The 24624-nt window shown below is 38.9% G+C and carries 19 protein-coding genes; 13 read left to right on the forward strand and 6 right to left on the reverse strand.

Annotated features, from left to right (window positions below; translation table 11 throughout):
• Nucleotides 1-32 precede the first annotated feature (32 nt).
• From WH267_RS09705 to kduI, 6 genes are all read right to left on the reverse strand, one after another.
• Nucleotides 33-1556 carry an MFS transporter gene (locus WH267_RS09705; RefSeq protein ID WP_340007768.1) on the reverse strand — a complete coding sequence of 508 codons (1524 nt, stop codon included), beginning with the start codon at nt 1554-1556 and terminating at the stop codon, nt 33-35.
• A 221-nt stretch (nt 1557-1777) separates the two neighbouring features.
• A complete protein-coding gene (locus WH267_RS09710; RefSeq protein ID WP_340007770.1) occupies nt 1778-2446 on the reverse strand; it encodes a bifunctional 4-hydroxy-2-oxoglutarate aldolase/2-dehydro-3-deoxy-phosphogluconate aldolase in 669 nt (222 codons plus the stop codon).
• Nucleotides 2447-2448: 2 nt separating this feature from the next.
• Nucleotides 2449-3453: a sugar kinase gene (locus WH267_RS09715; RefSeq protein WP_340007772.1), complete on the reverse strand. Its 1005-nt coding sequence runs from the start codon at nt 3451-3453 to the stop codon at nt 2449-2451.
• Nucleotides 3454-3462: 9 nt separating this feature from the next.
• Complete coding sequence (gene uxaC, locus WH267_RS09720; protein ID WP_340007774.1) at nt 3463-4860, reverse strand: glucuronate isomerase; 1398 nt, start codon at nt 4858-4860, stop codon at nt 3463-3465.
• Nucleotides 4861-4877: 17 nt separating this feature from the next.
• Nucleotides 4878-5660 carry a gluconate 5-dehydrogenase gene (locus tag WH267_RS09725; protein WP_340007776.1) on the reverse strand — a complete coding sequence of 261 codons (783 nt, stop codon included), beginning with the start codon at nt 5658-5660 and terminating at the stop codon, nt 4878-4880.
• Between the two features lie 7 nt (nt 5661-5667).
• On the reverse strand, nt 5668-6504 hold the full coding sequence (kduI, locus tag WH267_RS09730) for a 5-dehydro-4-deoxy-D-glucuronate isomerase (RefSeq protein ID WP_340007777.1): 837 nt from the start codon (nt 6502-6504) through the stop codon (nt 5668-5670).
• An 875-nt stretch (nt 6505-7379) separates the two neighbouring features.
• Between kduI and WH267_RS09735 the strand changes: the two genes are divergently transcribed.
• From WH267_RS09735 to WH267_RS09795, 13 genes are all read left to right on the forward strand, one after another.
• On the forward strand, nt 7380-10397 hold the full coding sequence (locus tag WH267_RS09735; RefSeq protein WP_340007779.1) for a SusC/RagA family TonB-linked outer membrane protein: 3018 nt from the start codon (nt 7380-7382) through the stop codon (nt 10395-10397).
• A 10-nt stretch (nt 10398-10407) separates the two neighbouring features.
• Entirely contained in the window at nt 10408-12243 is a 1836-nt protein-coding gene (locus tag WH267_RS09740; protein ID WP_340007781.1) for a RagB/SusD family nutrient uptake outer membrane protein, read from the forward strand.
• A gap of 81 nt (nt 12244-12324) precedes the next feature.
• On the forward strand, nt 12325-13347 hold the full coding sequence (locus WH267_RS09745) for a pectinesterase family protein (RefSeq protein ID WP_340007783.1): 1023 nt from the start codon (nt 12325-12327) through the stop codon (nt 13345-13347).
• A 31-nt stretch (nt 13348-13378) separates the two neighbouring features.
• Nucleotides 13379-14794, forward strand: a complete 1416-nt coding sequence (locus WH267_RS09750) for a pectate lyase (RefSeq protein WP_340007785.1) — start codon at nt 13379-13381, stop codon at nt 14792-14794.
• Nucleotides 14795-14843: 49 nt separating this feature from the next.
• A complete protein-coding gene (locus WH267_RS09755) occupies nt 14844-15839 on the forward strand; it encodes a DUF4861 family protein (protein ID WP_340007786.1) in 996 nt (331 codons plus the stop codon).
• Nucleotides 15840-15850: 11 nt separating this feature from the next.
• A complete protein-coding gene (locus tag WH267_RS09760) occupies nt 15851-17104 on the forward strand; it encodes a glycoside hydrolase family 88/105 protein (protein ID WP_340007788.1) in 1254 nt (417 codons plus the stop codon).
• 31 nt (nt 17105-17135) lie between these two features.
• Nucleotides 17136-18779 carry a glycoside hydrolase family 43 protein gene (locus tag WH267_RS09765; protein WP_340007790.1) on the forward strand — a complete coding sequence of 548 codons (1644 nt, stop codon included), beginning with the start codon at nt 17136-17138 and terminating at the stop codon, nt 18777-18779.
• Nucleotides 18780-18827: 48 nt separating this feature from the next.
• Nucleotides 18828-19673 carry a rhamnogalacturonan acetylesterase gene (locus WH267_RS09770; protein WP_340007792.1) on the forward strand — a complete coding sequence of 282 codons (846 nt, stop codon included), beginning with the start codon at nt 18828-18830 and terminating at the stop codon, nt 19671-19673.
• A 1-nt stretch (nt 19674) separates the two neighbouring features.
• Nucleotides 19675-21342 carry a glycoside hydrolase family 28 protein gene (locus WH267_RS09775; protein ID WP_340007794.1) on the forward strand — a complete coding sequence of 556 codons (1668 nt, stop codon included), beginning with the start codon at nt 19675-19677 and terminating at the stop codon, nt 21340-21342.
• Between the two features lie 54 nt (nt 21343-21396).
• Nucleotides 21397-22305, forward strand: a complete 909-nt coding sequence (locus WH267_RS09780; protein ID WP_340007796.1) for an alpha/beta hydrolase — start codon at nt 21397-21399, stop codon at nt 22303-22305.
• A gap of 31 nt (nt 22306-22336) precedes the next feature.
• Nucleotides 22337-23296: a pectinesterase family protein gene (locus tag WH267_RS09785; protein ID WP_340007798.1), complete on the forward strand. Its 960-nt coding sequence runs from the start codon at nt 22337-22339 to the stop codon at nt 23294-23296.
• A 40-nt stretch (nt 23297-23336) separates the two neighbouring features.
• Nucleotides 23337-24071: a rhamnogalacturonan acetylesterase gene (locus WH267_RS09790; protein WP_340007800.1), complete on the forward strand. Its 735-nt coding sequence runs from the start codon at nt 23337-23339 to the stop codon at nt 24069-24071.
• A 45-nt stretch (nt 24072-24116) separates the two neighbouring features.
• Nucleotides 24117-24455 carry a cupin domain-containing protein gene (locus WH267_RS09795; protein WP_340007802.1) on the forward strand — a complete coding sequence of 113 codons (339 nt, stop codon included), beginning with the start codon at nt 24117-24119 and terminating at the stop codon, nt 24453-24455.
• The last annotated feature ends 169 nt before the right edge of the window (nt 24456-24624 follow it).

Here is a 24624-nt window from a genome sequence, read left to right on the forward strand (position 1 = left end):
GAAACCATCTTTGGATCTGATAGTTTTTGTTTCTATTTAATCACTTTATATTTCGGAACCAAAGTTTTCATGACACTCCAGGCAATCAGGTAAGCTACTGCACATACGGAGAAGATAATCATGTATCCTTTATCTATTCCATCGGAAATAATAGCTCCGGACTTTTCCAGATCATGGACAAAATTTTCGGGCAGACGTTCATTGATGTATTGGGGATATTTTTCTAGTAGAGGCATTCCGTCGACAGTAGTCCATGCTTTATGAGCATGATCAAACAGGACGCCTGAGGATTTATTGATTAAAAATGATCCGATTCCACCAGCCATACCTCCAATTCCGGTAATGGTTGCAATAGCTTTTTTAGGAAACATATCGCCTACCGTAGAGAAAATATTGGCAGACCATGCCTGATGTGCTGCTCCTGCAATTCCGATAATCAGAACAGGAATCCAGTAGGAAACAGAACCTAATGGCTGTGCCAATAGAGCCAGCAGCGGGAAGAATGCGAAGATCAACATCGCTTTCATCCTTCCGGAATAAGCATCCATACCTTTTTTCTCCACAAAATACTTAGGAAGCCATCCACCGATAATCGACAATAAGGTGATCATATAAAGAACGAATAGAGGAAATGCACTTTGTGTAGAATCCATTTTGTAAACGGAACTTAAATACGCTGGTGTCCAGAACAGAAAAAACCACCAGATTCCATCCGTCATAAATTTTCCAAAGGCAAAAGCCCAGGTCTGTCTGTGGCTAAAACATTCCTTGAAAGAAAATTTCTTTTCCAACACTGGCGAATCCGCAGGCAGATCATCCTGATCCTGCTGAATATAGGTAAGCTCATGCTCATTAACCTTATGATGTTCGTGTGGTTTTTTGTAATAAAATACCCAAAGCCCCATCCACACAAAACCTAATGCTCCTATGATGATAAATGCCCATTCCCAACCCATCGATTTTGCGATAAAAGGAATTGTAACCGGTGCGGCTAAAGCTCCAACCGTTGCTCCGGCATTAAAGATACTGGTTGCCAATGCTCTGTCTTTCTTGGGAAAATACTCTGCAGTTGTTTTTATCGCAGCAGGAAAATTCCCTGCTTCCCCAACAGCCAGAACGAAGCGGGCAAAAATGAACAATGTCACGCTGGTACTGATAATGGCTCCCACATTATCTACCTTTCCGATAATGTCTTTAGATTCTTCAAAACCCACCCACCAACTTCCGGTGAGAACCCCTGAAGTGGCAATTCCGCAGAAGGCATGAAGTACCGCTCCTACAGACCAGATTCCGATAGCCCAGAGAAATCCCTTTTTGGTATCCATCCAGTCTACAAACTTTCCGGCAAAAAGCATACTTATGGCATAGAATATAGAAAACAATGCGGTGATATTTCCGTAATCATTATTGTTCCAGTGAAATTCCGGAGCGATGAAATCTTTCCATGTCAGTGACAGCACCTGCCGATCCATATAATTGATGGTTGTTGCAATAAAAAGGAGCAGGCAGATCGTCCATCTGAAGGTACTCGGTTTCTGAGATATTTCTTTTTTCATATCAATCGTTAATAGTATTGATTTTTATTGATTTTAACAATAGAATTGGGTAAAATCTATCCTTTCTATGCTATTACAGCACAGAATCAATTAATTTTTTAAACCATTATTATTTAATTAAAGAATTGAAAACAATTACGTTGAGTTTCAATGATTATCCTTTTAAAAGGTTTTACTTAGTTTTTAAATTCTTTTTGGCTTAAAACAAAATATTTGGATGATTATCTTAATTCATTAATAACCTGAATAGAATGGGCAACTGCTTCTGTAATCTTTTCATAATCATAGTCTCCGTCCTCATTTTTCACAAACAGCTGCGAACCTAATCCTACACAATAGGCTCCTGCAGCAATCCATTCGGTAATATTTTCTTTGGTGGGAACTACTCCACCTGTAGGCATGATGTTTGACCATGGCATCGGGCCTTTTACAGCCTTAATAAATTCCGGGCCTCCCACCTGTGTTGCCGGGAATATTTTCACAATTTCAGCACCCAGCTCTTCGGCGTAAGAGATTTCAGAAACGGAACCACAACCGGGCATCCATGCAATTTTTCTCCGATTGCAAACTTTGGCTACTTCCGGATTTAAAGAAGGGGCTACAATAAAGTTGGCTCCATTCTGAATATACAAGGAAGCCGTTGCCGGATCAATGACTGAACCGATTCCCAATATCATTTCAGGAATTTCTTCGGCTACATATTGGATCAGCTCAGCAAAAACCTCGTGAGCAAAATCTCCTCTATTGGTAAATTCAAAAACGCGGGCTCCCCCATCAAAGCAAGCTTTTACAATTTTCTTGCAAACGCCAGCATCTGCGTGATAAAATACAGGAACAATTCCTGTCTGCTTAGCTTTTAAGGCTACTTCTATACGATTAAATCTTGCCATAATTATCTTTTTATTCTTCCTCCTGAATTTCCGTTCATCACTTCCAGGATGTCTTCTACACTTGAATAGTTAATATCTCCTAGAATAGTATGTTTGATTGCACAGGCTGCGTTTGCAAAATTCAATGCTTTTTCGTCATCAAAATTCTTTAAACCATAGATCAGTCCTGCGGCGAAAGCATCTCCTGTACCGATTCTGTCTACAACAGGATTAATTTCCAGAAGACCGGTTTCAACATACTTCCCGTCTACCCATGCTCTTCCCTGTGTCTGCTGGGAACTCGCGGTAACCCCTATTCTTATTTTATCAAAGATCTTATGAATCGAAGGAATCTGTTGTTTTAGTTCTTTACAGGCTTGCATAAAACCTTCTTTATCTGGAGAAAAACGGGTTCCGAGGATCTCATTAATTTCATTCACTCCTCCAATAAAAATAGAGGAATAAGAAACCAGCTCTTTAAGCACTTCAGATCCGTTTTTACCATATTTCCAAAGGTTTGAACGGTAAGCAGGATCGGTTGTAACTTCAATTCCCATGTGCTGAGCGATTTTCAACCCCTCTTTCAAAGCCTCATAGGCTGATTCCGAAATACCAGGACTGATTCCTGTCCAGTGAAAGTATTCGCATCCTTCAAGTGCTTTTTCCCAGTCTATTTTTTCAGGCCGGATGTTTGCAAAAGAACCGTTCAGCCTGTTATAAGCAATTCTGCTGGCACGAACTGATGAGCCTACCTCAAGGAAATACAATCCCAAAGGATGTTCATTCCTGTTGATAAAAGTGGTATCTATACCAAAACTCTGAATGAAAGTAACTGCAGATTCTCCGACAAAATCATCGGATACACAGCTTATATGCTGTACTTCGCACCCCATTGTTGCCAATGAAGCAGCGACATTCAGCTCTGTTCCTCCAAAAAAGAACTCCATTTCATGGCTTTGTTTCATAGTTCTGTTCCCGGGTGGGGAAAGCCTCATAATGACTTCACCAAATGTGACTATTTTGCTCATGGTATTCAGTTAAAAATCAAAATAGTTTTTCGCGTTATGATAACAGATATCTGAAATGGTTTTCCCAATCAGTTCGATATCATCCGGCAGTTCGCCATTCTTCATTTCTTCTCCGAAAAGATTACACAATACCCTTCTGAAATATTCATGTCGCGGATAAGAAAGAAAACTTCTGGAATCTGTCAGCATTCCTACGAAGCAGCTGATTAATCCCATATTGGAAAGAGCATTCATCTGTTTGATCATTCCGTCTTTTTGATCCAGAAACCACCATCCGGAACCGAACTGTACTTTTCCTTTGATGCTTCCATCATTGAAATTTCCGATCATCGTAGCGAAAATCTCATTGTCAACAGGGTTCAGATTATATAAAATAGTTTTTGTCAGCTGATCTTTTCCGTCCAGTGTATTCAAGAATTTAGATAGGGTTTCTGCCTGAACAAAATCTCCGATAGAATCCCAGCCAGTATCCGGTCCCAGAATTCTATGCATTCTTTCGTTGTTATTTCTCAACGCTCCCAGGTGGAATTGCTGCACCCATCCATATTTGTGATAAGCCTCTCCAAGGAATAGTAAAATGGCTGTTTTAAATTGATTAACCTGCTTTTCAGCAATGACTTTCCCTTCCATTTTATCATTAAAGATAGCATTGACTTCCGCTTCTGAAGTTTCTTCAAAAGAAATATTGTTTAAGCCGTGGTCGCACAGCCTGCAGCCGTTGTTATGGAAATATTCAATTCTTTTAAGCAAAGCATCACATAAAGTCTGGTATGAATTAATCTCAATACCTGCCGAAACTCCAAGCTTTACCATATAATCTGCAAAATTGTGATTTTCAATCAAAATTGCTTTGTCCGGACGGAATGCGGTACTTACTTTGATACTGAAATCGCTTTTTGCAAGATCCTGATGGTAATTTAAAATATCTGTAGGATCTTCTGTGGTACATAAAGATTCTACATTCATCATTTTCAGCAAACCTCTGGTCGATTTTTCGGGTGTCTGCAGCTGAGCAGTGATATTCTCATAGATTTCTGATGCATTATCTTCACTTAATAACTCATCAATTCCGAAATATCTCTTCAATTCCAGATGAGTCCAGTGGTATAATGGATTTCTCAATGTATAAGGAACTGTTTTTGCCCATGCTTCAAATTTCTCTTTGTCAGTAGTATCCCCCGTGATGAATTTTTCATTCACGCCCATAGTACGCATGGCTCTCCACTTGTAATGGTCACCGGCAATCCATACTTTGGAAATATTTTCAAAAACAGTATCTTCTGCAATATCTTTAGGGATCAAATGATTATGATAATCAATGATAGGTTGTTGTTCTGCAAATCTGAAGTAAAGTTCTTCAGCGTACTTATTCTGTAATAAAAATTGATCTGTTATAAAAGGTTTCATTCTAGTCTAATCTGTAGTTATTCATTAGCAGGTTTTCCAATGGTGGCGAGAATTCCACCGTCAACGTAAATAATCTGTCCGTTGATAAATCTGCTTGCATCAGAGGCCAGGAAAATAGCTGTTCCTGCAAGGTCTTCCGGGTTTCCCCATCTTCCTTCCGGAGTTCTGCTGATGATAAAATCGTTAAAGGGATTTCCATCCACACGGATGGGTTCTGTCTGGGACGTTGCAAAATATCCGGGACCAATTCCGTTTACCTGAATATTATGTTTTGCCCATTCTGTTGCCAGATTTTTAGTAAGCATTTTAAGGCCACCTTTTGCAGAAGCATACGCCACAACATTATCGCGTCCCAGCTCACTCATCATCGAGCAGATGTTGATAATTTTCCCGGATTTTCTTTTAATCATATATTTCCCGATTAATTTGGACATGATAAAAGGTCCGGTAAGATCCACATCGATTACTTTTCTAAAGTCTTCCACTTCCATATCAATAGCCGGAATACGCTTGATGATTCCTGCATTATTGACAAGGATGTCTATTTTTCCATGGGTAGCTTCCATTAAAGCGACTTTCTGAGCAGCTTCCAGTTCATCTGTCACATCAAAAATATAACCGGTTGCCTTATACCCTTTTTCGTGATAATAATTCAAAGCCTTCTCTAATTTTGAGGGTGTTGTACTGGTAATTGCCAATTCAGCACCTGCTGCGGCAAGACCTTCAGCCATTGCCATTCCTAATCCGTGAGTACCGCCTGTTACAACCGCTACTTTACCGGATAAATCAAATAAATTCATTGGAAAATTACTTTAGTTCATTTGTTTTGATACCGTCCATATCACCGTAGTCCATATTTTCTCCGGCCATACCCCAGATAAAAGTATAATGAGATGTTCCTACTCCTGAATGAATAGACCATTCCGGAGACAGTACGGCCTGTCTGTTGGTCATAAACAGGTGTCGGGTTTCATGAGGCTGCCCCATAAAATGACTTACTGTCTGTCCTTCTTCCAGTTCAAAATAGAAGTACGCTTCCATTCTTCTGGCATGGGTATGGGCAGGCATTGTATTCCATACACTTCCCGGGTGAAGTTCCGTCATTCCCATCTGAAGCTGGCATGTTTCAACTACAGAATTCACAATCAGTTTATTAATCGTCCGTTTGTTGGCATACTTTTCTTCACCCAACTCCACAATTTCTGCTTCATTTTTCGTGATTTTCTTTGTGGGATACGAATGATGTGCCGGTGCTGAATTGATGTAGAAATAGGTTTGTTCTTCACCATCTTTCTCAAAAATGACTTCCCGGGCTCCTTTTCCTATGTATAAAGCTTCCTTATTTCCAAGGTGATATACAATGCCGTCTACGGTTACTTTTCCGGCCCCACCTACATTGATGATTCCCAGCTCTCTTCTGTCAAGAAAATTTTCAGCTTTCAGATCATCTGTAGGTTCCAGCTTCAAAGCTTTTGATGAAGGCATTGCCCCGCCTACAATAAGCCTGTCATACATGGAATAAATTAATTTTATCGTATCCTCATTGAATAAATCATTGATCAGAAACTCCCTCCTAAGATCTTCTGTGGTATACTTTTTAACATCTTCCGGATGATGGGCGTAACGAAATTCTGACTGTATCATACTCCTATTTTTACTTTTTCTTTTTTGCGGTTTTCTCAAACCTGTTAAACTTTATGTAATCGATTGCATAAAATTACACTAAAATGACAGAAATACTTGTGGGATAAATATAGAATTATTCTTTAATTAGTTAACAAAAAATTAATTTAAATTTCAAATCAACTGATTTTCAATGAAATAAAATAACATATGATTCTAATTTTCATCAGAATAAAAGCTGTTGAGTTAAAAAAAATTAACCAAAAACAAGACGAAGAGTGTTTGAAAATATAAAATCATGCCAAAATAAAACGGTATTTTAAAGATATTGAATTGATAAAAATTAAACACTTTTACATAACATACTATACATATTAGGATATATTATTAAAAACAATAAAATATTGATTCGAAATACATTTAAAAAAGATGACAAAAATCAGAAAATACTACAAAATTTTATTCCCGGATGTGTATTTAGGGATTTTTGGGATGCAAAAATCACATGAATTTTAAGTTATTTTTAAGTTTTCTAAATTGTAAACCCTAAAAATTTGAAAGATTTTCATTTAATCACCCAACATTCAAATTAATCAAATATTCACCTTATTTACAATAGGTTACATGATAAAAATCCACATCATTCGGATAAAATATTTTTATTTATAACATCTAATTAATAAAAAAATAACATTTTTTTCTTTGCATATTGAAAAATAATATTAGTTTAGAAACCAGAATAATGTTTTACAAAAAATTACGCAATCGATTGCACAAAAGCGTAAAAAAATATTAAAAAGCTTCATGACCACTAAAATCCACAGAATACTTAACAGTCCTAAACAAAAACGATTGAAAAAACTTTCAACCAAGAATTAAAACTATAAGGATACACAATGGATAAAAGAGTACAATCAATAAAGTGGTTATATTTAACTGTTTTTCTGCTTCCTGTCCTTGCAATGGCTCAAGAAAAAGAAACGAAAAAGGATAAAGAAACCAAACTGGATGATGTGGTTTTAGTGGGATATACAAAGGTTTCTAAAAAAGATGTTACCAACGCTGTTTCTTCTGTGAAAGGCGAAGCGCTTAAAGATATGCCATCCACCAATGCTGCTGAAGCCATCCAGGGAAGACTGGCCGGAGTGCAGGTTTCCCTTAGTGAGGGATCTCCCGGAGCTGATGTGGATATTGTAATCCGTGGTGGAAACTCCATCACTCAAAGCAATTCCCCACTCTATATTGTAGATGGTGTACAGATGGATAATGCCCTGACGGTCTTATCCCCCAAAGAAATAGAATCAATTGAAGTATTAAAAGATGCTTCATCAACCTCTATATTCGGTTCAAGAGGAGCCAACGGTGTTGTTCTGATTACGACAAAAGGAGGCCGTAAAAAAGGAAGAACAAGCATCAACTATAATGGTTTTGTAGGGGTGAGAAGTATGCAGAACAAACTCAATGTTCTGGATCCTTATGAATATGTATTGTATCAGTATGAACAATACTACAGAAATGGGGACCTTAAAGATATTGAAACGTTTAATACCCGCTACGGAACGTTTGATCAACTGAATAAATATAAATCTGTCAAGAATGTAGACTGGCAGGATAAGCTTTTCGGAAGAGAGGCATTTAACTTTACACATAATATTTCATTATCAGGAGGATCTGAAAATTCTGCCTTTTCCCTGACGTTAAATAATGTGGAAGAAGACGGAATTATGATTGGTTCCGGATTTAAAAGAAATATGGCCAATTTCAGGTATGACTATGACATTTCAAAAAAGCTGAGCATAGGTCTTAATGCCCGTTACAGCCGTCAAATGGTGTATGGAGCCGGAACATCTGCTTCGGGTTCACAAACCACCAACCGATTAAGAAATGCCATAAGATATCAGCCTTTTGAAGGAGGTTCTACAGTAAATGTAGATGATTTTGACCCATTATTTGCAGACCAGACCAATCTTGTCAACCCGATTCTCCTTGCCAATGATGAAGTAAAAGAAAGCGGAAGAAACGATTTATTGCTGAACGCAACGCTTGATTATAAAATCAGTAAAGATTTTACTTTCCGCAGTGTCATCGGATATGTGCAGAGAGATCAGCTTGTCAATCAGTTTTCCGGTCCGGTCACCAGTCTTGCAAGGCAGAATAATGATCAGCCTGTCGTATTTTTAAGCAATTCGCAAACGAGAAGAATTACCAATACCAATACCTTAAATTATAGAAGGACATTTGGAAATCATAAGCTGGATTTACTTGCAGGTCAGGAAACGGTAAGAACTGACGGCGAATCAACGTCTATCAATATCAAATGGTTCCCAAAGTCTTCTTCAGCACAGGAAGCATTTGCCAATTCACAGCTGGCTTCTCCTCCATCAGGAATGATTCAGGATGCTCCTAAAACTGCAAGAGAAGTAGACCGCCTTGCTTCTTTCTTTGGAAGAGCAAACTATATTTACAAAAATAAATACATTGCAACAGTATCCATGAGAGCCGACGGATCCAGTGTATTCAAACCCGGACCTAACCAGTGGGGATATTTCCCGGCTGCATCTTTAGCATGGAAGATCAAAGAAGAAAACTTCTTAAAACAGAATGATTTTGTCAATGAACTGAAGCTTCGATTAGGGTACGGAAAATCAGGAAACAACAGAATCGGAGCCTTTTTATATGATACTTTCTTTACCTCTTCTTCGGACTATGGATATGCTTTCGGAACCAGCGTTACCCCTGGTGCTACAACAGGAAATATCATGGCAAACCCCAACGTGAGATGGGAGACAGCAACCTCTTATAATGCAGGAATTGATTTTGGTTTATTTAAAGGAAGACTCTATGGTACTCTTGATGTCTATAAAACGCATACGAAGGACCTTTTATTACTGGCCAAAATACCACAGACTTCTGGATATGAGTTCCAATACCAGAACTCAGGAAGCAGTGAAAATAAGGGAATCGAATTATCTATGGGAGGTAGCATCATCAATAAAGAAAATTTCTCTTGGAAGATTGATGCCAATATCTCAACCAACAGAAACACAATCAAAAGTTTAGGAAACAATGCTTCATCAAGTTCCAATTCTTACTACTATCCTTCAGGATGGCAGAATAACCTTTTTGATTTCCTTGTACAGGTAGGTAAACCGGTAGGAACTTATTGGGGATATGTTACTGCCGGAAGATATGAAGTAAGTGATTTTAATTATGATGCGGCTACTCAACTCTATACTTTAAAAGCAGGTATTGCCAGCTCTGCTGCTGTAGCCAACGGTGCCAAAGCTGTACAACCGGGGGATCTTAAACTTCAGGACCTCAATGGTGATGGTGTCATTGACAGCAAAGATATGACTGATCTTGGAAGCGCCCAACCTAAATTCTATGGTGGTTTTACGCAAACATTCCGATATAAGAACTGGGATATGAGTCTTCTTTTCAATTTTTCTATAGGAAACAAGGTGTATAATGCCAACAAAGTAGAATACACAACCCAATATCTGTATAAGGATAACAATATGCTGGCTGAAGTGGCAGACCGATGGAGATGGTTTGACAATGCGGGAAATAAAGTAACCGACCCAACCGCTCTTGCAGCCCTTAATGCCAATACAACAATGTGGACTCCATCTGCAGGAGCGTACTTTCTGCATTCTTATGCGATTGAAGACGGTTCTTTCTTACGATTGAATAACCTGACCATAGGCTACAGCCTTCCGAAAGGATCTCTGGAAGCCATCGGAGTTAAAAACCTGAGACTGTATGCTACGGTGAATAATTTATTTACGATTACCGGTTATTCAGGATTTGATCCGGAAGCCAATACAAGAAGAAACCCATTAACTCCGGGAGTTGATTATTCAGCTTATCCAAGAAGCCGATTTATCTTATCGGGAGTAGATATCACTTTCTAAAACGAACGCTATGAACAAAAATAAATTTTCAAGCCTTTTCTTATCTCTTTTCTGTGCGATGACCCTGAACTCATGCAGCGACTATTTAGAGGTAGAAAATCTTTCCAATACCGCAGAAAAACAGCAGTTCGACTCAGCGCCGGATACTTTTGCTGCTCTGGTGGGAGTTTATAACAGTGCTATGGGTGACAATACCTATGGACAGAGAATGAACCTTATTCTTTCTCAATCAGGGGATGACTTCAGAACATCAGGTGACTACAATGCCAATGACAGAAGAGGAATCAGCTGTTTTGGAGCAGTTCCTACCAATACAGAATTGTTAAGACCCTTTCTGGATACTTACACGGGTATTGAAAGAGCTAATCTTGTGATTAAAAACATCCCGATTTCCCCAGTATATCAAACCGGATCTGCAGCTGATAAAAAACTGATGGACCGTTATCTGGGAGAAGCACTGGCCTTAAGAGCGCTGTTCTATTATGATCTTATAAAAAACTGGGGTGATGTTCCTTTCCAGGACCTTCCTTCAGCAGATCTTCCTTCCGTATATCTTCCTAAAACGGACCGTGATATTATTTATGAGCAAATACTTGATGACCTTGCCAAAGCATCGGCATTAGTCCCATGGAAATCTGAAGGAGGTACCACAGCACAAAGATTATCAAAGGCTGCTGTAAAAGGATTAAGAGCGAGAATTGCTTTGGCAAGAGCCGGTTATTCTCTCAGAAGAAATCCTCAGCTGATGGTACAGGGTACCAATCCTCAAAAATATTATCAAATCGCATACGACGAATGTAAGGACATTATCAATTCCGGACAGCATAAACTGAACCCTAGCTATGAAGGGCTTTTCAGATCGCTGCATACCAACAGTCAGGATACAACGAATGAAGTTATTTTCGCCATCGGAGCGTTTGGAGGAAACTCAAGAACAGATTCAAAAATTGGTTATTATAATGGACTAAGGCATGATGACTCTGACTGGAAATCGGCTGGCGGAATCAGTGCTATCCCAACTTATTTCTATGAATTCAGCAAATACGATCTGAGAAGAGACGTTAATGTTGCTATCTTTAGAGTAAGTACCAGCAAGCAGGAAGATCTTCAGACCTCCATCAACTGGAATGACGGGAAATTCAGAAAGTCATGGACCAGCATTACGGGAACTTCCCAGAACTTAGGAATCGACTGGCCGCTTTTGAGATATTCAGATATTTTATTAATGTTTGCCGAGGCGGATAATGAAATCCATGGTTCTCCTTCTCAGGAAGCCATTGATGCCGTAATGGCGGTAAGACAAAGAGCCTATGCAGGTAATGTAGGCCAGGTTGGGACGATCCCAACCTCTAAGAATGATTTCCTTACCTATATTATACAGGAAAGACTACTGGAATTCGGAGGTGAAGGATTGAGAAAGTACGACCTCATCCGTTGGAATCTTCTGGAAACAAAGATAAATGAAACCAGACAGAAATTAACAGATTTCATGAACGGTACCGGAGCTTATGCCAACGTTCCTGAGTACATCTTTTATAAAAAACCAGCATCAACTGTGGTCAATTATGTTCCGACAAAAACAGCACAGCAAAATGTGCTGGATATGGATCTGTATGTCAATGGAATCAACAAAGCTGATGTTTTCTACAATCCTAACCAGAGTGTTGCCACACCTTCAGGATATACAAAAATCAACTGGAGACTTGCCATGACACAGCCTTACATTAATGGAGATCCTGTCAAAAGTTATGCATATTATTTCCAGCCTAATAAAAAGGAGCTTCTCCCTATCGCACTGGATGTAATCAGTTCAAATTATAACCTTACCCAGGACTACGGATATTAGACAGTTTAAGTTCACATTCATATCAAAAATACAGGCTGTATTCCCCAAGAAGGCAGTCTGTATTTTAAACCAAAATGCTTTATGAAACATTCTATCTTTTTTAGAAATTATATGTTGTTTTCTGCTTTTTTAATTGCTGTATGCAGCCTTCTTTCTTTCCAGACCAGGGATAAAATCATCGTGGTTTCGAAAGACGGAAAAGGTGACTTTACAACCATTCAGCAAGCGATAGATGCCGTTGACAACAATTCTTCTCTGAGGACAAAAATTGTTATTAAAGCAGGAATTTATAAAGAAAAAATTGTTATTCCGGAATCCAAAGGAGCCCTCTTGCTGGAAGGTGAAAATCCTGAAAAAACAATCATTACTTATGATGATTTTGCTTCTAAAAAAAATGCTGAAGGAAAGGAAATCGGAACTACAGGCTCTTCTACTGTATTTATTTACTCCAATGATTTTAGCGCTAAAAACATTTCATTTGAGAACAGCTCAGGGAGAGTCGGACAGGCAGTTGCCGTATTGACTTCAGGTGACAGAATCGCTTTTGAAAACTGCAGGTTTTTAGGAAATCAGGATACTTTATATCTGAAAGGAGCTCAGGATCTTCAGGATAAGAAAAAACCTTCAAGAAATTATTTTAAAAACTGCTATATAGAAGGCACTACCGATTATATTTTTGGGGCAGGAACAGCCGTTTTTGAAAACTGTGTTATTTACTCCAAAGAAACAGCAAGCTACATTACAGCAGCTTCTACTCCACAGGAAAATGAGTTTGGTTTTGTATTCATCAATTCTCAGATTACAGGGAATGCCACAGAATATTCCGTGTACCTGGGAAGACCGTGGAGGCCTTTTGCTAAAACTGTTTATATTGATTGTAAACTCAATTCCACAATAAAACCTGAAGGATGGCACAACTGGAGCAAACCGGATGCTGAAAAGACAACATTTTACGCAGAAAGCAACTCAAAAGGTTCGGGAGCGAATGCTGTGCAGAGAGTATCATGGTCTCATCAGTTAACCCAGCAGGAAAGAAAAAAATATACGACAGAAAATATCCTTAAAGGTAAGGATGAATGGAATATTAAAAAGAGCTTACAATAATTCAAATTCAGGTTAATAAGAATCTTCAATTATGATAAAAGGTTTCATCAAGCTATTCACTACCGGAATTGTATGCAGTATTTCCCTGCTAATCAATGCGCAGGAAATCCTGAGCTTTCCCGGTGCTGAAGGTTTTGGAAGGTTCACAACGGGCGGGCGTGGCGGAAAGGTCTATTTCGTTACCAATCTGAAAGATGATCATTCCGAAGGAACATTAAGATATGCGCTGAATCAGAAAGGACCGAGATATATTGTTTTTAAAACCAGTGGAACCATCTATCTTGAATCTCCTTTAAAAATAAAAAAAGGTAACGTCACCATTGCCGGACAAACCGCTCCCGGAGACGGTATTACCATTGCCAACTATGAAACATTTGTAGCGGCTGACAACGTTATTATCCGTTATCTGAGATTCAGAATGGGAGATCAGAAAAAATTTGAAGGCGATGCCTTAGGAGCCAGATTTATTAAAAATCTGATGGTAGATCATTGCTCGATGAGTTGGTCCACAGACGAAACCGTCTCCATCTACGCCAACGAAAATACGACCCTGCAATGGTGTATTATTGCGGAAAGCCTCAGAAACAGCTTTCATCAGAAAGGAGCCCATGGTTATGGCGGAATTGCTGGCGGTAAAGGGGCATCATTCCATCACAATATATATGCTCATCACGACAGCAGAAATCCACGGTTAGGTGAATATGCAGGAAGTAAATTTGCACTCACTGACCTTACTGATTTCAGGAATAATGTAATCTACAACTGGGGCCACAACAGCTTATACGGAGGTGAAGGGATGAACGTCAATATCATCAATAATTATTACAAACCCGGACCTGCAACCATCACCAGACAGCGGATTGTCGCCATCGACAAAAATGAAAATCCAAAAACAGAAGTCTACAATATCTGGGGTAAATACTACATCCATGGAAATGTAGTGGAAGGAAGTCCTGAAACAACTAAAGACAATTGGAAAGAAGGTGTTTTTAATCAGATGAAGCTTTCTTACAACCTGACAGAAAAGGATAAAAACGCCATCAGAATCAATCAGTCTCACGATATTAAGAATAATATTATTACCCATTCTGCACAGGAAGCATATGAAAAAACTATACAATACGGAGGAGCAAGCCTGATCCGTGATGCTGTTGATCTTCATGTGATAAAGGACATCGGAACCGGAAGTTTTACTTATACAGGATCAAAGGGAAGTACAAATGGAATCATCGACTCTCAGGAAGATGTTGGTGGATTCCCAAATTTGAGACAGGAACAATCACTCCTCGATTCAGATAACGACGGAATGCCTGATGAGTGGGAAATCAGACATCATTTAGACCCAAAATCGGCCAATGCCAATGGTAGAGATCTGGATAAAAATTATGACAATATTGAAGTGTACTTCAATGATATTGTCAGTAAAATAACCGATAAACAACATTAATAACCATGAAAACTCTTTGTTACAAATCGGTAAACTAATAAGAAAAAGTATGAAATTCAGCTTATTTACAATATGTATTGCGGGAGCTTTTATCAGTTCAACCCTTTCAGCACAGACTTCTGTAATTGAAAACAGTAGGAAAAACCCTAAGGTTCCATTTTCCTATGCTGAACTTTCTGTAAAAGAAGGCGGCCAATGGGAAGGCAATCAATATATTGGCGGAACTTTTAAAAATGTTCAGGAACTTACCCTGCCGGAAGCCCATACAGATCATTCCTCGTATATCAGATATGAAGGAATTGGCCTGGAAAACAATCAGATTGGCTATAGGCTCTATCTGGACTGGAGAAATGCTACGGATATTTTTGGTAAAAAAGTAAACACACTCGTATTACCAGAAGTTGGTCAGGATGGCTTTGAATCCTATCATCATGATGCACCTTGGGGGCAGGATATCCTGAAGTCCGGACGTACCATCGGAATCGGATCTTATGGAAGATATGATGAGCAGAATGATTATGTTGAAACTTTTAAAATCGTAAAAAAGACTACCGCAAAAGTTGTCAATGAAAAAGACCGGTCTTATGCCACAATCGATTACAAAGGCTGGAAAACCTGGGGTAATCCCATCAATATACAGTCAAAACTGACTATTTTTCCTAAAGACCGCTTTGTAAAAGTGGACCTTACCCTCAGCAACAGCCTTTCAGGTTTATGTACAGGAATTGTTGCCTTTAAGGACATTCCATTGAAACAAGGAGTCAGTAAAAATAAAAAATGGGGCTATATTGCGACTTATGGGCAGCAAACGTTAGCTAAAAAAGAAGACAATCTGGGAATGGCAGTCTTCTACCCTATTGAAAACTTTGATCAATATGTAAAAACAAAATCTACCCATACAGTCATCTTCAAAAAGACGAAAAATGTATCATATTACTTTTTGGGAGCCTGGTCACAGGAACCCAACGGCTTAACCACCGAAGACGCATTCTATCAGGATCTTGATAAAAAACTGGATATTCTGGATAAAACTCAACAACTTTAAAGTTTAAAATCATGAACTTTATTAATAATTCTATGACAATCTATGCATTGGCAACAGTATGTTCAGGACTCTTTTTTTCCTGTGCACAAAAGCCTTTGCAAAATTCGCCCTCCGAAATACATTCACCTGTAAACGGAAAAATTTCAGCCAAACTTCCATGGTCGGAAAGAATGCTTCTTTCTGAAATACAACGGTTTCCTCAGGCATGGATGCTGGACTACAACAAAGCTCCCAAATGGAGCTATCCTACAGCCATCGTTCTGGAAGGAGCCGAAAGACTGTTTGAAAAAACCGGAAACAAGGAGTATTACAGCTATATCACAGCCTTTGGTGACACTATGGTGAAAGAAGACGGAAGCATTATTTCTTACGATCTTTCCAAATACAATATTGATATGCTGAATTGTGGAAATGTTCTTCTTTACCTCTATCAGCAGGAGAAAAAAGACAAATATTTAAAAGCCCTGCAAACCCTGCGTTCCCAGATTGACGGCCAGCCAAGAACTTCCGAAGGCGGTTTCTGGCACAAGAAAATTTATCCTAACCAGATGTGGCTTGACGGATTATACATGGGAGAACCTTTTTATGCTCATTATACCCATGATTTTTCAAAAGGAGAAGAAGCTGAAAAAGCTTATAACGATATCATCAATCAGTTTGAACTGATTCAGAAGCATCTTTTAGATAAAAAAACGGGACTGCTCTATCATGCCTGGGACGAAAGCAGAGAACAGCAATGGGCGAATAAAGAAACCGGTCTTTCTCCTAATTTCTGGTCAAGAGCAATGGGCTGGTACGGAATGGCTATCGTAGATGTACTGGATTATCTTCCTCACAACCATCCGGGAAGAGCAAAATTACTGACCTACCTGAAGTCTTACTGTGATGCCGTTATCAAAGTTCAGGATTCCAAGACAGGGCTTTGGTATCAGGTATTGGACAAAGGTGGAGAAAAGGGCAACTATCTGGAAGCAACAGGCTCATCTATGTTTGTGTACACCATGATAAAGTCCGTCAACAAAGGGTATTTATCCAAATCATATAAAGCATATGCGAAAAAAGGATACGACGGCATTATCAAAAACCTGATAACAGTAGATAAAAACGGCGTTGTAAGCTTAAATAAATGCTGTGCTGTGGCAGGCTTGGGCGGAAATCCTTACAGAAGCGGTTCTTACGAATATTATGTGAATGAAGAAGTCCGCTCCAATGACCCAAAAGGAACAGGTCCGTTTATTCTTGCCAGTTTGGAATTTGAAAAATAAAAAAAGATTGAGGTAAAGCATAATTGATTGTATGAAGACAAAAAGTATTTTAAATATCGTTGCCCTTACAGCCTTTTCGGCAGCATCTACCTATTTTCAGGCACAGGAGAAAAACTATGTTTCCGAAGTATGGACTGCCGATCAGGGGAAAAACTACAGAAATCCCGTTTTATATGCCGACTATTCAGATCCGGACGTGATTCGTGTGGGGAATGATTACTATATGACAGCCTCCAGCTTCAACGAAGCTCCGGGATTGCCTATTCTTCATTCCAAAGATATGATCAACTGGAAACTGGTTAATTACGCCATTCAGGATATCTTACCTCTGGAACACTTTTCAACCCCCAAAAGAGGCGATGGTGTTTGGGCTCCCAGCATCAGGTTTCATAAAGGAGAATTTTACATTTACTGGGGTGATCCGGATTTCGGAATTTATATGGTAAAAACTAAAGATCCTCTGGGCGTTTGGGAAAAACCGGTGTTGGTAATGGAAGGAAAAGGCTTGATTGATTCCTGTCCTTTCTGGGATGAAGACGGCAATGCCTACCTTATTCATGGCTGGGCCGGAAGCCGTGCCGGAGTAAAAAGTATATTAACCCTCAATAAAATGAATCCTGAGGGAACAAAAGTACTCGATAAAGGAATTCATGTTTTTGACGGTCATGATGCCCATCCTACTGTTGAAGGCCCCAAAATATATAAACGAAACGGCTATTATTATATTTTTGCTCCGGCAGGTGGTGTCGCAACAGGTTGGCAGCTTGCGTTGAGATCAAAAAATATCTATGGCCCTTACGAAGAAAAAATTGTTCTGGAACAGGGTTCAACAGCCATCAATGGACCTCATCAGGGAGCATGGGTGGATACCCCATCCGGAGAAGACTGGTTCTATCATTTTCAGGATGTAGATGCAGGAGGAAGAATTGTTCATCTCCAGCCTATGAAATGGGAAAAAGACTGGCCTGTAATGGGAACAGACTCTAATAAAAACGGAATCGGAGAGCCTGTTGTAAGCTATAAAAAACCTGATACCGGACAATCGTCACCTATAGTTACTCCTTCTGAGACCGACGAATTTGATGGAAAAAAATTAGGCTTACAATGGCAATGGAGTGCCAACGAAAATATTGTATGGTCCTCCAAACTTCCCGGACAGCAATTTTTAAGATTATTCTCAATAAAAATTCCTGAAGGTGAAAAAAACCTGTGGAATGTTCCGAATCTGTTAACCCAAAAATTCCCGGCTCCGAATTTTGCTGCTACTACAAAGGTAAAATTAGTTCCCGAAGAAGCTAAAGATGGCAAGACTGCAGGATTATTGATCATGGGACTGGACCATGCATCACTGGTTATCACCAACAAATCGGATGGTTATTATGTACAGCTAAGGAAAGCTGAAAAAGCAGATAAAGGCGGTGAGGAGAAAATACACTGGGAAACTCAGTTGAAAAGCAATGAGGTGTATTTAAAAGTGAATGTAACCGAGCCTAATGGATTATGTCAGTTCAGTTACAGCGAAAATGGTAAAAATTTCATCAAAGCAGGTGAAGTTTTCCAGGCAAAACCGGGAAAATGGATTGGTGCAAAAGTAGGACTTTATAGCATAAGTACGACAAAGGCACCAAGAGGAGGATATGCCGATTTTGATTGGTTCAGAATAACTAAGAAGTAAAATGGAGAATAAAAATGATGCCTTTCCGATTATCCAACAAAAATAATCATGAAGAAAAGAATATATAAACCCGTTTTATTTTTATTAAGTACCTTACTTCTGTCAGCATGTCAGTCACAGAATAAAGCAAAAAGTACGACTATAAAAGCGGATAAAAAAGTAACCCATATTTACCTTATCGGAGATTCCACAATGGCTGATTATACCGGAGACTATGATCCCGGAAAAGACTATATGAAAGTCAGATATCCCATCACAGGCTGGGGACAGGTTTTTCAGCCATTTTTTGTAAAAGACAGTATTCAATCTCTGAAGCCCTTTATCACAACTGATTCTGTGGCGGTTATTGACAGGGCTCACGGTGGAAGAAGCACACGAACTTTTTTCCAGGAAGGAAGATGGCGGTATGTCTATGAACACCTTCAGGCAGGTGATTATGTGATCATGCAGTTCGGGCATAACGACGGTTCAGAAAAGCATCCGGAACGCTATGTAAATATTCAGGGGTATAAAGAATTTTTACGTTTATTCGTTTCTCAGACGAGGCAGAAAGGAGGAAATCCCGTTATTGTAACTCCGGTCGCCAGAAATTACCCCTGGAAAGACGGAAAACTGGAAAATGTACATGGAGAGTACTGGCAGGCCCCAATTGATATTGCAAAGGAAATGAATGTTCCCTATATAGATCTTAATAGATTGTCGATGGATTATTTTACAAAAAAAGGACAGGATTTTACCACCAGTCATTATTTCATGAACCTTCCGGAGAACGTATATGAAGCCTATCCAAAAGGACAGAAAGACAATACCCATTTTCAGCCTGAAGGAGCAAAAGCAGTCGCTACATTGGTCTATCAGGAATTTAAAAAAATAATTAAAACTCAAAAAAAATAACATGAAGAAGTCACTTATAATTATCGGCTTAGCCGCAGCAATGATGTTTTCGGGGCAGGCTTTTGCCCAGAACCTGGATATTTACAAAAACATTGAGTTTACAATGCCTCAGGTTGCAGAAACCTCTTTTCCTGCTCAAACAGTTTCCATTACACAATTTGGCGGAATCTCAGGGGGGAATGTAAAAAATACAGCCGCCTTCAAAAAAGCCATTGAAGACCTTAGTAAAAAAGGAGGCGGAAAACTGGTGGTACCAAGGGGAATTTGGTTAACAGGTCCTATTGAGCTGAAAAGCAATATCAATCTTCATGTAGAAGAAGGAGCGTTCATTATTTTCAGTAAGGATAAAAATGATTATCCTTTGGTAGATGTAAGTTTTGAGGGGCTCAATACCATTCGATGCCAGTCTCCTATCTCCGCAAAAAATGCTACAAATATTGCCATTACAGGAAAAGGAGTCATAGATGGAAGCGGTGATGCATGGAGAGCCATCAAAAAAAGCAAAGTTGCAGAATCTGAATGGAAAGAAATCATCAAATCGGGTGGAATTCTATCTTCCGACGGCAAAACATGGTATCCTTCAGAGAGTTATAAAAAAGGATTTGAAAGCAGCTCAAGCTTCAATGTTCCTGATAAAATATCCAAAGACGAACTGACCACTGTAAAAGATTTTCTGCGTCCGGTGATGGTAAGTCTGGTAGGTTGCGACAAAGTATTGTTAGATGGTCCTACTTTCCAGAATTCCCCGGCGTGGAACCTGCATCCATTGATGTGTTCCAACGTAATCCTAAGAAATCTGACTGTCAGAAATCCCTGGTTTTCGCAAAACGGTGATGGTGTAGATCTTGAATCCTGCAAAAATGTTCTGATCTATGACAATACATTTGATGTGGGTGATGATGCTATCTGTATCAAATCCGGGAAAAATGAGGATGGCAGAAAAAGAGGAATGCCTACAGAAAACGTGATCATCAAAAATAATGTTGTGTATCACGGTCATGGAGGATTTGTGGTAGGAAGTGAAATGTCCGGTGGAGCCAGAAATATTCATGTATCTGATTGTACTTTCATCGGAACAGATATCGGGCTTCGTTTTAAAACAACCCGTGGAAGAGGCGGAATTGTAGAAAATATTTACATTAAAAATATTGATATGATTAATATTCCTACCCAAACGATTGGTTTCAATATGTTTTACGAAGGTTCTTCCCCGGTTTTAGAAGAAGGACAAAAACAGGAAGGAAATAAGACCCCGGAAAAAGTGTATCCTGTAACGGAAGAAACTCCTATTTTCAGAAATATCTTCTTTAAAAACATCAATGCCGTTAATTCTTATGAAGCCATCACCCTATTTGGTCTGGCTGAAATGAACCTTAAAAATATCGTGATTGAAGATTCAAAATTTGATACCAAAAAAGCACTCACTATTGTGGATGCAGACGGAATTCAATTGAAAAATGTAACGTTGAAATATACTGAAGGTACAGGTGCTACGGTTTACAACAGTAAAAATATCAATCTTGCTTCCGTAAAATTTGAATCCCCAACTAAACCTTATATCAAAGTTTTAGGAAACAAAACCGGAACTGTAGTCTTGTCAAAAGAAATACTAGCTGACAAAAGTTTACTTTCTGTAGGAACAGACGTGCCTAAGAATGCAGTTAAATAATATAATTCAAACCATTACACATTTTAAAGGTTTCAAAATATTAGAATTCGGCTCATGATTTTTAACAAAAGACATACTTATATTTCTATTTTCTTTGTAGGGATGATGGCATTCGGGCAGACTAGCAGACCGAATGCTGCTCCTTACACCACTGAAGGGACTTTTGAAAAACTTAAAAAGAAACACAGCTTCATTACTCCTATTGACCGCCCCATCCCTCCCAATATCAGAATCGACAAAGATGTTGAATATGGCGCTCCTGATGGAATCTCTTTAAAAGCTGATGTTTACTACCCTCTTGACTCTTCCAAAAAACATGCAGGAATCGCTATGGTACATGGTGGAGGCTGGATTTCCGGAAGTAAGGAAAATGAAAAATACATGGCAATGGAGCTGGCATCAAAAGGCTTTGTCGTCATTGCTGTTGGGTATCGTCTTGCAGATATTTCCAAATATCCTGCGGGGATTGAAGATGTTGAAACTGCCATTCAATGGATCAGGAAAAACAACAGAAAATATACCTTAGATAAAGATAAAATAGTGGTTTTAGGTGAATCTGCCGGCGCACAGATGGCCACCTTGGTAGGTGTAAAAGCCAAAAATAAAATAAAGGCGATCATCAATGTTGATGGTATTGTTTCGTTTGTTCATCCGGAAGCTGAAGAAAGTACCTATGCCTCTTACTGGTTGGGTGGTGACCGGGAGATCAATCTCAAAAACTGGACGGAAGCCTCACCCCTTGAATATGTGGATCAGCATACACCGCCTACTCTTTTTATCAACAGTTCGCAGCCCAGATTCCATGCAGGAAGAGATGATATGATGAAGAAACTGCGGTCTTATAACATTCCTACCGAATTTCATGAGATCAAAGATTCGCCGCATTCATTCTGGTCGGCAGAACCCTGGTTTACAGAAACCCTGAACTATACGGTAGATTTTTTAAATAAAGTTTTAAAATAGCTCTTAAGCTCAAACGCACCCAATAAATGGTATGAAAAAATTACTTTTAATTCTATTCATAACAGCAGCTCCACTTCTATGGGCGGATGAACCATACATTACCATTACAGTTGATCAGAAAGGAAATGGAGATTTTACCACCATTCAAAAAGCCATCAATTCTATAAGAGATCTCGGATCCGCTGAGGCTTTGATCAAAATAAAGTCGGGAATCTATCATGAAAAGCTAGTGATTCCCTCTTCGAAACATAAAATCACTCTGGAAGGTGAAAATAAGAAAAATACGATCATTACCCATAATGATTTCTCAGGAAAGCCGGATGCCTTCAATGAAAAGATGACGACTTTCAATTCATATACGGTATTGGTAATGGCGGATGATATTAAAATTCATAATCTTACCATTCAAAACAGCTCATGCAACGAAGGGCAGGCTGTTGCCCTTCATGTAGAAGGCGATCGTTTTATCATCACCAACGCTGCTGTTTTGGGCTGCCAGGACACCATATATGCTGCTACCAATCACAGCAGGCAATATTTTGAAAACTGCTATATAGAAGGAACTACAGATTTCATTTTCGGACAGGCTACTGCCGTATTTAAAAACTGTACCATTAAAAGTCTTGCTGATTCTTATATCACTGCAGCAGCCACCGAAATTGACAGAAAATATGGTTTTGTATTCTTACACTGTACACTAGTCGCAAAAGATGGTGTTAGCAAAGTGTATTTGGGAAGACCTTGGAGACCCTACGCCAAAACAGTGTTTATCAATACAGAAATGGGAAAACATATTATCCCTGAAGGCTGGAATCCATGGAAAGGCGATAAAATGTTCCCTGATAAGGAAAAAACCGCCTATTATGCAGAGTCCGGAAGTAAAGGGGAAGGCGGAAACACTTCAAAACGTATCAACTGGTCTCATCAGCTCACCCAAAAAGATCTGAAAAATTACACCCTGGAAAAAATATTGGATGGCTGGAACCCTTAATTATTGAATTGCTGAACAAAAAAAAAATTTAAAAACAACTATGCATAAAAGGCTTACCCTACTTCTTCTCTTCCTGTCAATCATGACATGGGCACAACAACCTACCCTATTTCTGATTGGTGATTCAACGATGGCCAATAAAGAAAACCCGGATAAAAACCCGGAACATGGCTGGGGACAGATGCTTCCCTCTCTTTTAAATTCCGGAATTTCTATTCAGAACCACGCAACCAACGGGAGAAGTTCAAAAAGCTTCAGAAAGGAAGGAAGATGGAATAAAGTGATGAATCAGCTTAAGAAAGGGGATTTTGTGATCATCCAGTTTGGACATAATGACCAAAAAATCAATGACTCGGCACGATTCACCAATCCATATACTCAATACAGAGCCAATCTTGAAAGATACGTAACCGAAGCCAGGTCAAAAGGGGCGACTCCTATTCTACTCACTTCTATTGTGAGAAGAAACTTTAATGAAAACGGAGTTTTGGTAGATACCCATAAAGAATATCCTTTGGTAGTCAGAATGGTAGCTAATGATCTTCAGGTTCCTTTTGTTGATTTACAGTTATTATCGGAACAACTGGAGATTTCTTATGGTCCGGAAAATTCAAAAAAACTACATCTTCATTATAAAAAAGGAGATGAAGCTTATTACCCGGAAGGAAAAGATGATGATACTCACTTGTCAAAACTGGGAGCCGAATCTATTGCAAAACTGGCAGCAGCTTCTTTGAAAAGTATGAAGACAGGTTTGGAGAAGTATATTAAATAAAGTACTCTTCGAGATTTTACAAAATTTCAATTTAAAAAAGTAAAAATGGATTTTAAAAAAGACTCTTTCTTTAATGGAAACTCTGATTGGGAAGATGTAGGAAATGGTGTTTCAAGACAGTTTGTTGGATACAATGCCCAGATCATGATGGTGATTGTAAAGTTTGAGAAAGGAGCAATAGGAGCTTTACACCAGCATTTTCACTCTCAGATCACCTATGTTGCTTCAGGAAAGTTTGAAGTCACAGTAAATGGAGAGACAAACATTTTGCATGAAGGGGATGGCTTTTTTGCACAACCTAATATTTTCCATGGGGTGAAATGTCTTGAGGAGGGAAAATTGATTGATGCATTTACCCCTTTGAGGGAGGAATTTCTTGTTTAGATACCTCATAAAAGAATAAACAAATCTATCTTCATTCAATTCTCATATCAATATTTTTCATTTTTAGCGGTTGTTCTAAAGTAAAAATTAAATTTATTGAATAAATAACAAAACGCAACCGATTGATCAATCTAAATATTTAACATTATAATTATATAAATATTAATAT

The sequence above is a fragment of the Chryseobacterium sp. MYb328 genome (assembly GCF_037572595.1).
Taxonomy (GTDB): Bacteria; Bacteroidota; Bacteroidia; order Flavobacteriales; family Weeksellaceae; genus Chryseobacterium; species Chryseobacterium pennae.

Excerpts from the sequence above, each read along its gene's own strand:
- WH267_RS09790 (WP_340007800.1), top strand. The coding sequence starts at position 23,337 with ATGCATAAAAGGCTTACCCTACTTCTTCTCTTCCTGTCAATCATGACA.
- WH267_RS09770 (WP_340007792.1), top strand. The coding sequence starts at position 18,828 with ATGAAGAAAAGAATATATAAACCCGTTTTATTTTTATTAAGTACCTTA.
- WH267_RS09775 (WP_340007794.1), top strand. The coding sequence starts at position 19,675 with ATGAAGAAGTCACTTATAATTATCGGCTTAGCCGCAGCAATGATGTTT.
- kduI (WP_340007777.1), bottom strand. The coding sequence starts at position 6,504 with ATGATACAGTCAGAATTTCGTTACGCCCATCATCCGGAAGATGTTAAA.
- WH267_RS09750 (WP_340007785.1), top strand. The coding sequence starts at position 13,379 with ATGATAAAAGGTTTCATCAAGCTATTCACTACCGGAATTGTATGCAGT.
- WH267_RS09785 (WP_340007798.1), top strand. The coding sequence starts at position 22,337 with ATGAAAAAATTACTTTTAATTCTATTCATAACAGCAGCTCCACTTCTA.
- WH267_RS09735 (WP_340007779.1), top strand. The coding sequence starts at position 7,380 with ATGGATAAAAGAGTACAATCAATAAAGTGGTTATATTTAACTGTTTTT.
- WH267_RS09740 (WP_340007781.1), top strand. The coding sequence starts at position 10,408 with ATGAACAAAAATAAATTTTCAAGCCTTTTCTTATCTCTTTTCTGTGCG.
- WH267_RS09705 (WP_340007768.1), bottom strand. The coding sequence starts at position 1,556 with ATGAAAAAAGAAATATCTCAGAAACCGAGTACCTTCAGATGGACGATC.
- WH267_RS09745 (WP_340007783.1), top strand. The coding sequence starts at position 12,325 with ATGAAACATTCTATCTTTTTTAGAAATTATATGTTGTTTTCTGCTTTT.
- WH267_RS09755 (WP_340007786.1), top strand. The coding sequence starts at position 14,844 with ATGAAATTCAGCTTATTTACAATATGTATTGCGGGAGCTTTTATCAGT.
- WH267_RS09725 (WP_340007776.1), bottom strand. The coding sequence starts at position 5,660 with ATGAATTTATTTGATTTATCCGGTAAAGTAGCGGTTGTAACAGGCGGT.
- WH267_RS09795 (WP_340007802.1), top strand. The coding sequence starts at position 24,117 with ATGGATTTTAAAAAAGACTCTTTCTTTAATGGAAACTCTGATTGGGAA.
- uxaC (WP_340007774.1), bottom strand. The coding sequence starts at position 4,860 with ATGAAACCTTTTATAACAGATCAATTTTTATTACAGAATAAGTACGCT.
- WH267_RS09765 (WP_340007790.1), top strand. The coding sequence starts at position 17,136 with ATGAAGACAAAAAGTATTTTAAATATCGTTGCCCTTACAGCCTTTTCG.
- WH267_RS09715 (WP_340007772.1), bottom strand. The coding sequence starts at position 3,453 with ATGAGCAAAATAGTCACATTTGGTGAAGTCATTATGAGGCTTTCCCCA.
- WH267_RS09780 (WP_340007796.1), top strand. The coding sequence starts at position 21,397 with ATGATTTTTAACAAAAGACATACTTATATTTCTATTTTCTTTGTAGGG.
- WH267_RS09760 (WP_340007788.1), top strand. The coding sequence starts at position 15,851 with ATGAACTTTATTAATAATTCTATGACAATCTATGCATTGGCAACAGTA.
- WH267_RS09710 (WP_340007770.1), bottom strand. The coding sequence starts at position 2,446 with ATGGCAAGATTTAATCGTATAGAAGTAGCCTTAAAAGCTAAGCAGACA.